Source organism: Pseudomonas fortuita, from assembly GCF_026898135.2.
In the GTDB taxonomy this organism is placed as follows: Bacteria; Pseudomonadota; Gammaproteobacteria; order Pseudomonadales; family Pseudomonadaceae; genus Aquipseudomonas; species Aquipseudomonas fortuita.
Genome location: NZ_CP114035.2, coordinates 2,384,143 through 2,399,957, shown reverse-complemented (window position 1 = coordinate 2,399,957; position 15,815 = coordinate 2,384,143). Strand labels below are relative to the sequence as shown.

13 protein-coding genes are annotated in these 15,815 nt (G+C 59.6%); all 13 read left to right on the top strand.

Going from position 1 to position 15,815, the window contains the following annotated elements:
* Nucleotides 1–223: 223 nt before the first annotated feature.
* Nucleotides 224–727: a type VI secretion system contractile sheath small subunit gene (gene tssB / locus OZ911_RS10960; protein WP_031312001.1), complete on the top strand. Its 504-nt coding sequence runs from the start codon at nt 224–226 to the stop codon at nt 725–727.
* Between the two features lie 17 nt (nt 728–744).
* Entirely contained in the window at nt 745–2,235 is a 1,491-nt protein-coding gene (tssC, locus tag OZ911_RS10955; RefSeq protein WP_023048041.1) for a type VI secretion system contractile sheath large subunit, read from the top strand.
* On the top strand, nt 2,232–2,642 hold the full coding sequence (gene tssE / locus OZ911_RS10950) for a type VI secretion system baseplate subunit TssE (RefSeq protein WP_031312002.1): 411 nt from the start codon (nt 2,232–2,234) through the stop codon (nt 2,640–2,642). Before tssC ends, tssE begins: the two co-directional genes overlap by 4 nt.
* Before the next feature lie 3 nt (nt 2,643–2,645).
* On the top strand, nt 2,646–4,412 hold the full coding sequence (tssF, locus tag OZ911_RS10945; protein WP_023048043.1) for a type VI secretion system baseplate subunit TssF: 1,767 nt from the start codon (nt 2,646–2,648) through the stop codon (nt 4,410–4,412).
* Nucleotides 4,376–5,392 carry a type VI secretion system baseplate subunit TssG gene (tssG, locus tag OZ911_RS10940; protein ID WP_023048044.1) on the top strand — a complete coding sequence of 339 codons (1,017 nt, stop codon included), beginning with the start codon at nt 4,376–4,378 and terminating at the stop codon, nt 5,390–5,392. The genes tssF and tssG overlap by 37 nt, the downstream gene beginning before the upstream one ends.
* Nucleotides 5,389–5,958, top strand: coding sequence for an FHA domain-containing protein (locus OZ911_RS10935; protein WP_031312003.1), 570 nt, complete (start codon nt 5,389–5,391; stop codon nt 5,956–5,958). Before tssG ends, OZ911_RS10935 begins: the two co-directional genes overlap by 4 nt.
* On the top strand, nt 5,955–6,752 hold the full coding sequence (tssJ, locus tag OZ911_RS10930) for a type VI secretion system lipoprotein TssJ (RefSeq protein WP_023048046.1): 798 nt from the start codon (nt 5,955–5,957) through the stop codon (nt 6,750–6,752). Before OZ911_RS10935 ends, tssJ begins: the two co-directional genes overlap by 4 nt.
* A gap of 55 nt (nt 6,753–6,807) precedes the next feature.
* Entirely contained in the window at nt 6,808–8,145 is a 1,338-nt protein-coding gene (gene tssK / locus OZ911_RS10925; protein WP_023048047.1) for a type VI secretion system baseplate subunit TssK, read from the top strand.
* Nucleotide 8,146: 1 nt separating this feature from the next.
* Nucleotides 8,147–9,016 carry a type IVB secretion system protein IcmH/DotU gene (gene icmH / locus OZ911_RS10920; RefSeq protein ID WP_070086879.1) on the top strand — a complete coding sequence of 290 codons (870 nt, stop codon included), beginning with the start codon at nt 8,147–8,149 and terminating at the stop codon, nt 9,014–9,016.
* Between the two features lie 131 nt (nt 9,017–9,147).
* A complete protein-coding gene (locus tag OZ911_RS10915; protein WP_023048048.1) occupies nt 9,148–9,672 on the top strand; it encodes an Hcp family type VI secretion system effector in 525 nt (174 codons plus the stop codon).
* A gap of 71 nt (nt 9,673–9,743) precedes the next feature.
* The gene (locus OZ911_RS10910) at nt 9,744–11,912 is read left to right on the top strand and encodes a type VI secretion system Vgr family protein (protein ID WP_268968648.1); all 2,169 of its coding nucleotides are present in this window, start codon (nt 9,744–9,746) and stop codon (nt 11,910–11,912) included.
* A gap of 56 nt (nt 11,913–11,968) precedes the next feature.
* Complete coding sequence (locus OZ911_RS10905; protein ID WP_023048050.1) at nt 11,969–12,832, top strand: DUF4123 domain-containing protein; 864 nt, start codon at nt 11,969–11,971, stop codon at nt 12,830–12,832.
* Complete coding sequence (locus tag OZ911_RS10900; protein ID WP_268968647.1) at nt 12,825–15,815, top strand: T6SS effector BTH_I2691 family protein; 2,991 nt, start codon at nt 12,825–12,827, stop codon at nt 15,813–15,815. The genes OZ911_RS10905 and OZ911_RS10900 overlap by 8 nt, the downstream gene beginning before the upstream one ends.

Genomic DNA, 15,815 nt, shown 5'->3' with positions numbered 1-15,815 from the left:
ATCCAGCGGAAGCCTAGTACAGAGTTCCGAATGCACACAAACAAATATTTACTTACATCTTCACGCTCGACCACCGGACACTTTTCCATGCATGGTTTTTATAGAAGGCGGGCAGCCAGCCCGACCAATTAAACATATGCAGGAAACTTCCTACAAGATCACAACAACATTAAACACAACTTGATTCTAAATCTCCTACAACTCAACAGGGAGTTACGTACTGATGTCTAAAAGCACGGGATCCGTCGCACCTAAAGAACGCGTCAATATCAAGTATGTCCCCGCGACGAGCAATGAGCAGGCTGAGGTGGAGCTGCCCCACAAGATGCTGGTTCTGGGCGACTTTGGCCTGGATGACAGCCGTGCGCTTGAGGACCGCCAGGTCGTGCGCATTGATAAACACACATTCAATAGCGTGTTGAACGACGCCGACGTGAGCCTGGACGTGTCTGTGCCCTCCAGGCTCAGCACCGCCCCGGAAGCCGAGCTGGCGGTCCACCTGCAGTTCAGGTCCATCAACGACTTCGGACCGGACCGGATCGCGCGCCAGGTGCCTGAGCTGAACAAGCTGCTGGAGCTGCGTGAAGCGCTGGTCGCCCTGAAAGGCCCGCTGGGCAACGTCCCCGCCTTCCGCAAGCAACTGCAGCACCTGCTTAACAACGAGCAGACCCGTAAACAACTCGCCCAAGAACTGGACCTGGTGCTTGAAGCACCCGACAAAGACTGAGACAACGGAGCGTCCCCATGCCTAAGCCAAGCAACACCACCATCACCACTGACGCAACGACCGACACGTTGGGCAGTACCTCCTTGCTGGACCAGATCATGGCAGAAACCAAATTGGTACCTGCTCAAGAGGGCTACCAGGTTGCCAGGCAGGGCGTATCTGCGTTCATTGCCGAAATCCTCAAAAGCAATGACCCGGATCAACTGATCAACAAGCACCGGGCCGACCAGATGATTGCCGAAATCGACCGGGTACTCGGCAAACAGATGGATGCCATTCTGCATCAGCCTGAGTTCCAGCAGCTCGAATCATCATGGCGCAGCCTGAAACTTCTGGTCGACCGCACGGACTTCAGGGAAAACATCAAGCTCGAAATCTTGCATGCCAGTAAAGAGGACCTGCTGGACGACTTCGAAAATGCTGCGGACATTACCTGCAGCGGTATCTACAAACATGTTTACACCGCAGGTTACGGCCAATTCGGGGGAGAGCCGGTTGCGGCCATGGTTGGCAACTACAACTTCGGCCCCTCTTCCCCTGATATCAAGCTGCTGAGTTACATGGCCTCCGTTGGCGCCATGTCCCATGCTCCATTTCTTGCCGCACCTGCCCCCGAGTTCTTCAACTTGAGCAGTTTCGAGGAGCTGCCCAACCTCAAGGAAATAAAAGACCTCTTCGCCGGCCCACGGCATGCCAAGTGGCGTGCATTTCGTGAAAGCGAAGACGCCCGCCACGTCGCCTTGGCCGGGCCTCGCTTCATGCTTCGTTCCGCTTACCACCCGCAGGAACAACCGATCCAGAGCTTCAACCACGACGAAGATATCGCCGGGCAGCACGACAACTACCTGTGGGGCAATTCTGCGTTTCTGTTGGCCAGCTGCATCAATGACAGCTTCGCCCGCTACCGCTGGTGCCCGAACATCATCGGCCCACAATCGGGCGGCGCCGTCGAAGACTTACCGGTTCACCTGTACGAATCCCTCGGCCAGTTGCAGGCCAAGATTCCTACCGAGGTGCTGATATCCGACCGCAAGGAATTCGAACTGGCCGAAGAGGGCCTCATCGCCCTGACCATGCGCAAAGACAGCGACAACGCGGCGTTTTTCTCGGCCAACTCGGTGCAAAAGCCCAAGAACTTCCCGAAAACCCCCGAGGGTCTGGAGGCTCAGACCAACTACAAGCTGGGTACCCAGTTGCCCTACCTGTTCATCGTCAACCGGCTGGCTCACTACATCAAGGTGTTACAGCGCGAGCAGATCGGTAGCTGGAAGGAGCGCCGTGACCTTGAGTCCGAGTTGAACAAATGGATCAAGCAGTACGTCGCCGACCAGGAGAATCCATCTGCCGACGTTCGCAGCCGCCGGCCACTGCGAGCCGCCAGAATCGAGGTCTCGGATGTTGCCGGTGACCCAGGCTGGTACCAGGTTTCGCTCGCCGTGCGCCCGCACTTCAAGTACATGGGCGCGAATTTCGAAATCTCCCTGGTCGGTCGGCTCGATACGCAATGAGTGGTCTTTTTGATCGTTTGATGCGGGATCAGGATACCAGCCGGGAACCTTCCCGACGGGAGAGCGCTTCCCACAAGTTCGCCGCCATCAAGTGCCACCTCGAAACGCTGCTGAATGCCCGCCTGGGGTGCTCCCAGAGCAGCCCTGAGCTGGGCCTGCGCGACTTCAACGGGCATGACGTGAACAACGGCGACCTGCTTGTACAGGTGAGCGCGGATATCCGCCGCACCCTACAGCGCTTCGAGCCACGCATACAGATACGCACGCTCAAAGCAGTGCCCGATGCTCATACGCCGCTAGAGCTGCATTTCAGGCTGGATTGCCTGGTCCAGGTCAACAACCACGCAGAGCACCTGCAGCTCGAGCTGATGGTCAACGGGCACAACCGCTACACCCGAGTGAGGTGACCGATGTCACTGAAAGACAGTTTCAGCGAAGAACTGCGTTACCTGCACGAACTCGGCAACGACTTCGCCAAAGACAACCCACAACTTGCCCGGTTGCTTGGCAAAGGTGCCAGCGACCCCGATGTCGAACGCCTGATGGAAGCCTTTGCGTTCCTCACCGCCAAGCTACGGCTGAAGCTGGAAGACGACTTGCCAGAGCTGACCCATCCCATGCTGCAGCTGTTGTGGCCGAACTATTTGCGGCCCCTGCCCAGCGCGACAATCATCCAGTTCAGCCCGGTCAGGCAATCCCTCAGCCAGTCACAGCGCATCCCAAGAGGGTCGCGGCTGTTCTCGAAACGGGTGGACGGTGTGGCCTGCGAGTTTCGCACCTGCACAGCGGTCAACATTCATCCGTTCGAGATCGACACGGTGGGCGCCACCCAGACACTCGACAGTTCCGTGGTCTGCATCGGCCTTCAAACACTGGTCGAGCGGCCGTTGAACAGCCTGGGCTGTACCAGCCTCGACTTTTACCTCAGTGGCGATACCCTCAGCGCGCGCACGCTTTACCTGTGGGTTTCTCAATACCTCAAGCATGTCAGCGTGACCATCAATGGCGAGGTTCGCCGGCTGCCGGCAAACAGCATCGCATTCCCGGGGTTCAGCCCCGACGACGCCTTGCTGCCTTACCCGCAGAACGTCTTTGATGGCTACCGGATCCTGCAGGAATACTTCGCCTTCCCCCAACGTTTCCATTTTTTCAGCGTGACCGGGCTGGAAAAAATCTGGCCAGCTCACTACAGCCAGCAGGTAAGCCTCGAATTTCACTTCACCCGCCAGCTACCCGACACGCTGCGTGTCGGCAGAGCAGATTTCAACCTGTTCTGCGCACCTGCGGTCAACCTGTTCCAGCACAGCGCCGAGCCCATCGACCTGTCCGGCCAGGAGGCCCTTGTTCCACTGAAGCCCAAGGGCACAGAGCCGCACGGCTACGAAATCTTCAGTGTCGACCAGGTCATCAGCACCCGAACGACGACTGACGGGAACACCGGTGAGCAGCTGCGAACCTTCCGCCCCTTCGAGTCGTTCGCCCATGAAATCGAGCAGGTTCAGGGGCGCACAGCGCTGTACTACCGCTGCCAGCTGGAAGAGTCTCTGCGCGGCGATGGCGTCACGCATCGAATCGCCTTCGTCCGCGCCGATGCCAACAGCTACATAGGCGAACTGGAAACCGCGTCCATCGACCTGACCTGCACCAATCGGGACCTGCCGCTGGCGCTGGGCATCGATGACATCAACGTCCTGACCGAACTGACGCCCCCGCTGGCCACCTACACCAATCTCTGTAAGCCCACCCGCCCCTGTCGGCCGGTGCTGGACGGCCAGTTGCAGTGGGCATTGATCTCCAACATGTCGCTCAACTACCTGTCCCTGCTCTCGGTAGAGCCGTTGAAAGCCGTGATCCGCGCCTACGACTTCATGGCCCTGCACGACATCCAGCAGGCCCGCACCACCCGTAAACGCCTGGCCGGCATGCGCGACATTCATACACAGCCCATGGATTGGCTGATCAAGGGGCAGCCCATTCGCGGCCTGCACACCCGTCTAAAACTGGACCAGACCGCCTTCCTCTGCGAAGGCGACTTGTACCTGTTCAGCTGCGTGCTGGCCCACTTCTTCGCCCTGTACGCCAGCATCAACTCCTTCCATCAGCTGGAAGTGATCAACACCACCAATAACGAGCACTACACATGGCCAATACAGACCGGCAAGCAACCGCTGATCTAGCCGACAAGCTGCTCTCGGAGGCGCATCAGTACAACTTCTTCCAGTTGCTGGAGCGGCTACACGGGCTGCATGGCGATGACCTCGAACCCCGTTGGCCAGACGAAGTCACCCGGCGGCGGGTGCGCCTGGCCTGCGACCCACGGCTGAGCTTCCCGGTGTCGGACGTGTACAAAGCCCAGAGGATGCCCGCTGAGCAAGAACGCTACCGCGTCGTTGCCACGTTTCTGGGCTTGCATGGCACCGATTCGCCACTGCCCACCTACTACCTGGAACAGGTGGCCTATGAACATGCGCAGGGCATCGGTGTACGCCCGGCCTTCTTCGACTTTTTCAACCACTACCTGCTCAGCCTGTTGCACCGTATATGGCGCAAGTACCGCTACTACATCCGTTTCCAGCCGGGTGCCAGTGACGGGTTTTCGCAGTATGTGTTTGCCCTGCTGGGGCTTAACGACGCGCAGTTGCGAGGGGACACGGCGCTGCCCTGGAGCCGCCTGCTCAGTTTTGCCGGGGTGATCGCCAGCCGCAGCCGTGCGCCGGGCACTGTGGCCGGCATCATTGCGCACTGCTTCGACCTCAAGCATGTGCAAATCCGCGAGTTCGAGACGCGCTCAGTCATCACCACATCCAGGCAGCTTGTAAGCCTGGGGCGTGCCAACGGGCAGTTGGGCAGCACGTTCATGGTCGGCAGCCGCACGCGCACCCGCAGCAGCAAGTTCACCATCGTGATCAGCGAGCTCGACCAGGCGCAGCTGCGGGACTTGTTGCCCAGCGGCATCAACTTCGGCCGTTTGCGCGCACTGATCGACTTTCTGCTGCGTGACGGTCTGGCCTACGACCTGGAGCTGCGTTTGAAACAGAACGCGTTGTCACCCTTCTGCTTGCACCGCAGCCAGGGCGCTTACCTGGGCTGGACCAGCTTCGTCGATGATCGGCATGGCCAGATCAGCCCGATTGTACGCTTCCGGGGACGTTCATGAATTCAGTGACCTTGAGCATCACCAACCTCGACCAACTGCAGCACGACGTTACTGCCCGGCACCGGTTCGATTGCAAGGGCGGCACCATCGGCAGCGAACGGGCAAGCTGGCGGATCAATGACCGTGCTCAGACCGTTGCGCCCCTGCACTGCGAAATACGCTGGCTCGAAGGCAGCTTCTGCGTGATCGACCACTGCCACCGCACCTACCTTAATGACAGCTCCACCAGCCTGGAAACGCTTGCACCCAGGCGTCTTGTTGAAGGTGACCAGCTTCGCATTGGTGCTTACCGGCTACAGGTTCAGTACGCCCAGGATCAAGCCTGCACACGCTCGCTGGAGGACCTGTTCAACCCGGACCAAAGGGTGCTCGACCGCCTGATAGCCGAAGAGCCTGCCACCCCTTGGCCAAAAAATCCTTCTGCCCCTCAACCAGCGGTCGAGATCTGCTCGGTCTTCAAGGCAGCCGTGGGCAATGACCCTCTGGCAGCGCTGGAGGCAGCGGCTGATGCCGAGGCATTCGGAGAATGCCCACTGCAGCGCCTGATTGCAGGAGAACACCCATGACGCGTCATCCACTACTGATCGCGCCGCTGCTGCTTGCGTTGGTCGGGCTCACCGGCTGCACCTCTTTGAGCAGAGCGAGCCAGGTCGTCATGGACCCTTCGTTGCCCATCGGGCCGCCCAAGGATCATGCGACCCAGGTCGCGTTCAGCATCAATGCCAGCCCTACCCTCAACGGCAATCCGAATAGCCTTGACGTAGCGGACGAACAGGAGCCGGCCCTGGAACCCAGCCCCTACGCAGTGACCCTGAGTGCCGGGGACCCCTATGCGCTGACCGAAAAAATCGGGACCCTGTTCGAATACCTGCAGGTGCAATTTCCTGCGATGTCCCCGGTCGAAATGCACGACGAAGACGAAAGCGACCCGGCACGCTCGCCCCTGGAAGAAGGCGCACCTGGCAGCTACGACGACCCTGCCGTGGTGCTGACCTTGCCGCGCACCACGGCCGTTACCTCAGAGCCTGTGGCCACGCCTATCGCCATCAAGATCCTGCAACTGCGCGACGACTCACTGCTGCGCAACACGGTGTACCAGCTGCTGGACCAGGACCCGGCCAAGGCACTGCGCAGTACCTACATCCGTGGTGACGACTACCTGCTGCGCCCTGGCCAGTTCAAGTACATCCCGTTCGAGCCCATCCACGCCGAAACGCGCTTCGTCGCGGTGATTGGCGACTACCGAGGCCATGAAAACGCCACCTGGCGGCAAGTGCTGCGCATTCCGCCGCGCGGCCGCCAGATCATGCTGTCGGTGCTGGTCAACGACACGCACATCCTGCTCAAGGAAGAAGACTGATGGCGCCTCGACACCCTTTGCCCTTACTGCTTACGCACGCTGACACGGAGCGCCCATGAGTTCACGTAACCCCGTCCTCTGGCCCGAAGGCCTGTTCGTCAAACCACAACATTTCCAGCAGGCGGCCAGGGCCAGCGAAGCAGCCCTGAACCAGCGCCTCGCCAGCCTCAATGCAGCCTTCTACGGCTTCAGCGAACTTCAGCTGAACGACGAATACCTGAGCCTGGGCAAGATCGCCATCACCCGGGCGCGGGGCGTCATGCCGGACGGGACGGTGTTCGATATTCCCGCCGACCTGCCTCCACCGCCGCCACTGGAAATCGACGACGACGCCTGTAAAGACAGCGAGGTGTATCTGTGCCTGCCGCTGCGCACCAATGGCGGCCGCGAAGTGAGCTGGCCCGACAATGCCGCCAACTTCCGCTACACCGCCCAGGCACAGGAAATCAAGGATACCCACACCGCTGACGGTGACCTGGTACAGGTAGACCTTGCCGTGCCCAACCTGCAGCTCAGACGCACCACCGAAGACAGCAGCGCCTACACCCGCCTCGCCCTGGCACGTATTCTGGGACGACGCCCCGACGGCAGCGTGCAACTGGACGAAGCGTTCTACCCCACCAGCGTGTCGGTGCGGGCGGTGCCGGCACTGCAACGGTTCCTTGACGAAATCACCAACACGTTGCGCGAGCGGGCGCGCGGCCTTGCCACGCGTATAGGCGCTTCGGGCCAGTCCGGTATCGCCGACATCCGCGACTTCAACCTGCTGCAGGCAATGAACCGTTGGTGGCCGTGTTTCCAGCATCTGGCCAGGCAAGCGCAAACGCACCCCGAGCAGCTGTACCTGTGCATGAGCCAAGCCTGTGGCGAATTCGTCACCTTCACCGACCAGAACAGGCTGCCGCAAGAGTACCCCGCGTACCACCACACTGCGCTGCGCGCCTCGTTCAAGCCCCTGGAAGACACCCTGCGCCGGTCCCTGAGCACCGTGTTGCAGCCACGCGCTGTTTCACTGCCGCTGGAAAGCGAACAATTCGGCGTGATAACGACTACGCTACAAGACCGTCGGCTGATCGACGAAGCCGACTTCATCCTCGCCGTGCGCGCCGACCTGCCACCGCAAACGTTGCGCCAGATGTTCATCCAGAAAGCCAAGATCACCTCGCTTGAGTCACTGAGCAACCTGGTGCCGCTGCAACTGCCGGGTATCCCTCTGTTGCCATTACCGGTGGCGCCACGCGACCTGCCCTTCCATGCGGGCTTCAGTTACTTCGAGCTCGACCGGCGCGACCCCGCCTGGGCATGCATGGCCAAGGCGAATGGCTTCGGCATCCATATTGCGGGCGATTTCCCAGGGCTTGAACTGCAGTTCTGGGCGATCAGGAGTGAGTGAAATGGGAGAAGACAATAAAACGCCCATCGATGACAAAAACGCTGAAGTCAGCCCGCTTGATCCAACCCTTAAAAAGCCGGCATCCAGCGCCCAGGCCACGGCAACCAATGCGCAAGCATCCACGGCAACCCCTGAACCAGAGCCCGCCTCGGAAGGCTACCCCGCCGACCCGGAATTTCAGCTGCGGGGCGGCTTCGCCAACCTGATGCTGGATGCCGCGTCACCGTTGTTCGGCTTGGTCATACGCCTGCGCACGCTGGACGAACTGCCAAACATCAAGGATGTGCACCAGCAAGTACGTAACCAGATCGACAACATTCAGGAAGAAATGCGCCAGCACGGTTACGAGCCCGCTCAGTTGCTGGCGTATTCCTACGGCCTGTGCCTGTTCATAGACGAGGCCGTCATGGAACGATCCTGGGGCAAGAGCAGTTGCTGGAGCCAGGAGCCACTGCTGAGCATCTTCCACGACGAAACCTGGGGCGGGGAAAAAATCTTCACCGTGATTACCCGCCTGATGCAGGAGCCCACGCGTTATCAGGACGTACTGGAGTTCATGTACTACGCCCTGTGCCTTGGGCTGAAAGGCAAGTATGCGCTCGCGCCAAAAGGCGAAGAAACACTCAACGCACTGATTCACCAACTGCACGAAATCATCCGCGAACTGCGCGGCCCCACGCCAGAAGAAGTCTGCGACCCCTACACCAACGTGGCTCCACGCAATTTCCGCATGAACCGGCAGTGGCCCTGGTGGAGTCCTTTGGTGATCTCGGCCATCGCCATGGCGGTGGCTTACGGCATCTACAGCTATCGCCTGCACCTGATTACCACCGAGGTACTGGAGTCGCTCAACGGCATCTTGCAGCATTAAGCCGCGGTTATCCAGGCCAACAGAATTCAACGAATTGATGAGGCTTCGGCCTTGTTGAAAAGCCCATCGTTTCCGATGGCCACGCCACTGTTGTGCGCGTGTCAATCCACATGGACGCAGGAGAAACTGCCATGCCAACACCCGCTTACATCGCCATCGAAGGCAAGACCCAAGGCAACATCACCAAAGGCGCCTTCACCGCCGACTCAGTCGGCAACATCTACGTAGAAGGTCACGAAGACCAGATCCTGGTGCAGGAAGTCAATCACCGCATCACCGTGCCCACAGATCCGCAAAGCGGGCAGCCGGCCGGCCAACGGGTACACGGGCCGTTGATTTTCACCTGCGCCCTGAACAAGGCGGTACCGCTGCTTTACAGCGCGCTGTCCAGCGGAGAAATGCTGCCCAATGTCGAGCTCAGCTGGTATCGGACCTCGGTTGAAGGCACCCAGGAACGCTTTTTTACGACCAAGCTGATCGACGCTGTGATCATCGATATCGACCTCGAAATGCCACACGTGCAGGACAAGGACAACAGCGACTTCACCCAGTTCTTCAAAGTCTCGATGGCCTACCGCGGCATTGAGTGGGAGCACATTACGGCAAGTACCGCAGGTGCAGACGACTGGCGCAAGCCCAAAGAAACAGCTGTGTGATCTAGCTGCGGAGCCGGGCAGGCTTGCCTGCCCGGACTTCTGATACTTCAGACGGCGGACAAGGACTGCTTATGCCTACCCAATCTGATTTGCGATACAGCTTCCAGCCCGTGGTCGGAAAAACTGAATTCGAAGTGGTGTCGTTCGAGCTCAAGGAGGAACTCAGCCAACCGTTCAAGTTGACCCTGAAACTCATCAGCTTCGAACACGATGTCGACTTCGGCCACCTGCTCGACAAGCCCGTGCTGTTCACCATCTGCGATGGTGAACGCCCCGTCCGCTACGTGCACGGCCTGGTCAGCAGTTTCAGCCAGGGCGAGAGCGGCTTCCACCGCACTTACTATCACGCATTGGTCGAGCCGCAACTGGCCCGCGCCAGACTGCGCTCGAACTGGCGCATCTTCCAGCACAAGACCGCGCCGCAAATTCTCGAACTGATGCTGAAACGACAAGGCATCACCCAGTATCAATTCGGAACTGGCTTCAACTATCACCCGCGGGAATTCTGCGTACAGGCCGGCGAAACCGATCTCGACTTTTTTGCGCGCATCGCTGCTGAAGAAGGTTTGGTCTATCGGTTCGAGCACACTGAAAAGCATCACAAGCTGATCATCACCGACCGACTGCTGACATTGGGGCACATCGAGTGCAACGCAGCTAAAGCAAAGATCATCGATGAAGGGTTTGTCGATGGCGATGAATCAACCAAACCCTACACAGTGCTGTACCACGCCAACAGAGGCGGCGACCAGCCCCAACCCTGCCTGCGGCGCTTGCGCTACAGCGAACAGGTGCGTCCCGCACGGCAGGTTCAACGCGACTACACCTTCACCCACCCCGCCTACCGCCAGGAACACAGGGCCTCAGGCCCCTATCTGAAGCACCAGTCCGCCGACTATGAGTGCTTCGACTACCCAGGCCGCTACAAACGCGATGCCGTTGGCAAGCCGTTCACCGAAAACCGCATCACCGCCTTGCGCCACGACGTGCGCATTGCCGAGGTGCAAGGCGACGATATACGCCTGCAACCGGGCCTGAGCTTCACCCTGACCGGCCACCCGCGCGAAGACCTGAATGTGCACTGGCGAGTGAGCACAGTCAGCCACGAAGGCAGCCAGTTCACCAGCCTGCAGGAAGAAGCTGCCGGGGCTGACCAGAGCACACGATACGAGCAAAAGGCGGTACTGGTGCCGGGCAGAACCGAGTGGCGCCCGGCACCGTTGCCCAAACCACGCGTTGACGGCCCGCACATGGCCACTGTGGTCGGGCCACCCGGTGAAGAGATCTACTGCGACGAATGGGGCCGGGTCAAGGTCAGCTTCCCCTGGGACCGCGAAAGCCAGGACAACGAATTCAGTTCCTGCTGGATTCGGGTATCCCAGGGCTGGGCCGGCGGCAGCTGGGGCTCGATGGCCATCCCGCGCATCGGCCAGGACGTGATCATCCATTACGTCAATGGCGACCCCGATCAGCCGATGATCACCGGCCGTACCTACTGCGGCAACCAGCTGCCGCCGTATGACCTTCCCCGCCACAAGACCCGCATGACCATCAAGAGCCAGACCCACAAGGGCGATGGCTCCAATGAGCTGCGCTTTGAGGACGAACTGGGTCAGGAGGAAGTGTTCATTCATGCCCAGAAGGACCAGAACAATGTGGTCAGGCACGATGAGAATACGCAGGTAGGCAATGACCGCAAAGAACAGGTCAATAACGACGAATCAATCCTGATCGGCCACGACCGTAATGAAACGGTTGGCAACGATGAGCACGTCACCATCGGGCATGACGCCACGCTCGACATCGGTCAAAACCACACAATCAAGATCGCCAAGGATCGTGTGGAAACCATCGGCAATCACCGCCACGACCAGATCACAGCCAATCACCACACCCGCATTGGCGGCAACCTTGAGCAGCAGGTCGAAGGGCATGCCGAGCTTGAAGCCCGAGGGGAAATCCGCAGACGTACTCGCCGTTATGAACTTCGAGCATCGGAAGCAGTGGTCATCCAAGGCCCTGGGGGCTCCATTCGAATCGATGAAACCGGCATCACACTGGACAGCCCGACGATTCGCATCACCGGCCAGATGCTCAAGTCGGCAGATGGGGCAAGCAACCTCTTTTCCATCAGCGGCGCGCCGGTCAATGGGAAGCCCCTGGAGCGCCAGTGCGGACGCCGGCCCGATGGCACCTGCACTTTGCCCGACTGCCGCTGCATCAGAGGGCCAGGCCAATGAAAACAGCCCTTTCAAATGCGCGGCCAGACGAGCACTTCGCAAATAACGCTCGGTTCATGTTGCTGTTGACCCGCGTGCTCGAGCACTGGGCCTACCGACCAATACCTCAAGAGGGCGAACGGGTCCCGGCCTATGCCCCTTCGGTACTCGAGCTCATCAATGAAATCAGCCGAAATACCCAGCACGCCTGGCTGTGGAGGCGCAGCACCCTGGACGACCGTCACGACTTTGGACCATTGCTGGTAGACGTGTCAGAAGCGCCCGAACTGCTTGCCCATGCAATATCGACCTGGATGCCCATTGGCGGTGCCTTCGCGCTGGATGCCGAGATCGGCCTTGCCCCGTTGGCAGACCACTTCACCAGCCTTGTGCAGATCGCGCTTCCAGACCAGGGGCTGGCCACTTACCAATTCAAACCTGACCACCTTGCGGCCTGGCTGGATGCACTGGATGAAGACCATGCAGCCACGTGGCTTGGCCCTGTGACGTCGCTGGCCTGGCGAATCAACTGGGGGCCGGTGCACGCGTGGAAAAAGCTCGAGCGCAGCCCGACCACTGCCCGCTCTTATCAGGAATCTGCATTACCCCTTCGCCAGCTTGAACTTGAGCGGCTGCAAGCAGGCATGCACGAGCACTTCGTGCTCACGTTGGCGCATGAGGTGTTAGCACTGCCACAACACGCCACCCACACATTGGCCGACATCCGGCAATGGATCGAACGCCTGCTGCCGCAACTGAAAGCCCTCAACTTTGGCGATGAGGAAGTCACTGGGGAATTCATCAGGCTGGTTGCCAGGCACAGGTGGCTCATGACCGATGACCACGCGGGGAAGATCTACACCAACCTTGAGGAGTCACCCCAAGGCCGCCTCCGCGAGCTGCACGCACTGATCGAAAGCAAGGAACCCACCCATGAATGACGCCAGTGTCAGCAGTGCCACCTCCGGCCCTGCCTGCAGCGCACGCATCCCCATCCTGCCGGTGCGCTATGCCATCGTGCCACGCACCGGCGACACACCCGCCTGCCGCTATGCCAGTGCGGGTTTCAATTTGGAACAAAGCTTCCCTCCGCTGCAACACTCTGCCTACACCCTGCGCGCTTTGCGCCCGGGTTATGTCTACGTGTTCATGAAAGGTCCGAAGGGCGAAAAGCTGGTCATCCATGAGTACGTTGGCGCGGGTCTTTACAAGGAACTGAGTTACAAAGGGCTGGAAAACTACCACCTGCGTGATCGCTATCTCTCCAGCCGCAGCATGGGCTGGGTGTGGGCCGATACCTGCCCCGATACCGCCAGGCAAGTGTGGATCGGCTACAGCCCCCACCTGTGGACCAACGCCGTGACCGCCCGCATCACCGGTTCATCAGCCCTGCGCAAACGGCATATGCGCCAGCTGGACATGGCCGAACTGATCGCCAGCAACCAGGCGCCATCCACCCAGCCCCATGTGTTGCCGGTCAGTGCCCTGCAAACCTGGGTCGAAGACTTCAAGCCAACCGAACGGCGCATGCCGCTGACCTGGAGCAGCGACCCGATCACCGAAACCTTGCCTATCGGCAACCTGGTCGCCGTGGCGCGTCACTACCCCTGGACCCAACCGAAGGTACCGGTGGTAGTAGCACTCGCCGACGCCGAAGGCATGGCCCTGGACCTGAGCCTGTCGGTCTCGGCCTACCAGCATCAAATGCGCGACCTGATGCCCGCCGAACAACTGGCACACACAAAACCCGCGCAACCTCCCGAGCAGGAACCCGTGCCGGCGTGCTACCGCCTGGATGCCGCGCAACTGAGCGTGCACAGCCGCGATTTTCACCATCGCAACCTGGTGGGCATGCTGCTGAACAAGACGCTGGAAAGCATGTACCCGGCCGATGCGCCTTCACCGGAACTGGCCGCGTTCAGGCTGGGCACGGAGCGGCGTGGGCCTGCGCTGTCTGCGGCCGAGTCACATTTCCAGGCCCTCACCCATGAGGATTACTCCCCCAGCGGCGCGCGCCTGGCAAAGCGCATCGATATCGCCAAATACCGGCGTTTACTTGCCGAACGCGACGAGCTCGAACGGCGTATGGCAGTCCTGCGCAACCTGGCGTTGCAAGCCAGCAATGATCATGACGCCTGGCTGGCCACTGCCGAATCGCAACATATCGACAACCCCCACAGCCTGGCCGCCGCCCTGGCGTGTTACGACCGCGACGAGCGCACCTCCGCCCGCGGCCTGGAAATCTCGCTGGCTTTGCTGATTCACCCGATGGGCCAACCGACACCCGGCACCGAAGAGCATGACCGACGCTTCAAACGCCTGGAGCAATGGTTGGACCAGCACGACAGCCCGCTTTACACCGCCTTGGCGCCGTTCAATCCGTTCAAGGACAAGGCGGATTCGACCGGCTCTTTGTTCGGTGCCAGCGACAACGTGATCGAAGGATTGGTGGGTCGCTTCCCGGCCATGGCCGACATCACCGACCTTACCGCCCAGGCGGTCAATACCGTAGTGCTCAAGCGCCTGCGCGGGCAAACCCGCTGGGATGCCAGTCATGGCCTGCGTCAGCAGGTGCTGTTGGCGGCGCGGGAGGCGAATGCCGAGAAGGCGTTGGGGCTGTTGGCAGCGCGCTATCGAATCAGCGAACAGGCCATCACGGAAAATCCATTCAGCCAGGAGGCACAGAAGTATTTGAAGAGCGGCATGGCGCAGGTTGAGGAAATGAAACAACTGCGCATCTCGGGTAGCCGGACAATATCGATAGAACTGACCACCACTGCGCGAGTGAAGCCCAACTTTCTCGGGTTGCTCACCTCGGGCGGCGGGGGTGGTTTGAATGCGGGGATGCTGTGGTTCAACATCTTATCGCTGAAGACGGCCTATAACAGCCTGCAGAAGAACGATGCACCGGAATACACCTTGGGCTTTGCTTCATCGATTTTTGGGGTGATCGGTGCAGCGGCGGCGACGATGGTCAGCGTGCGAGCAACGCAGAAGGCCGTGATGTTGAGATTGAGTCCGACCGCACCAGGCATGGCCTTTGGTAACGGGATTGTCAAGTTCTTGAGTAGCAATCTATTTGCGCGTTTAGCAGGTTACCCAGCGATAGCATTTAGCCTGTCTTCTGACTTCGCCAAGATGAGGCGCCAGAGAGCGAACGGCAATCTGGCAGCTGCCGGATACACGATGACTGGTGGCTTAACTATGGCTATTGGTTCTGCTGTCGTCCTTGAAGCCGGACTTGCCGTTGCGGGTGCTACATCGGTTGTGCCGTTTGCCGGATGGGCCGCAGCTGCCCTTGTCCTCGTAGGCGTAGCCATCGTTGCAGGAGGCCTCTATCTACACGCAAAGGCACATGAGCACCTTCATAGCCCAATTGAGCTGTGGGCAGCACGCACCGTCTTCGGCAATCGTATTAATGATGGAGAGTCGCACCCTGGCATCACCTTGGATTTTGAAAATAAACTTCCTGCCTTCGCCTCGCTACAAACTGAAATCAAAGCCTGGCACAACGAGCATTACGGACCAAAACTACTAACGGCCGAACAGGCCCTGTCACTCGGCATAACTAAAGTTGACACTAAATGGCATCGGAACGATCACTGGTCTCCGCCCAACTGGATTGCCATCACCCATAACGAAGTACCCACACCTCAACCAACCGTTGAGTTCGCGGTGCTGCTGCCTGGCTTTGTACTCGGGATAAGCGAGTGGTCAGGAAGCTTGAGCACGCTCCGTGACGTTCAAGGAATGGACGTATTCCCAATCGCCCCGACCGGCCACATCGTAGGTGCTGGTTTGGTTCTGCATTTCGAGAACACGCTAGCCAACCAAAATAACATCTCACTGCATCTCGCTTACAGCGCCAATCAAGGGTTAGACGAAGACAATGAGACCCATACAATTTTTCGTCTGGAGCGCTGA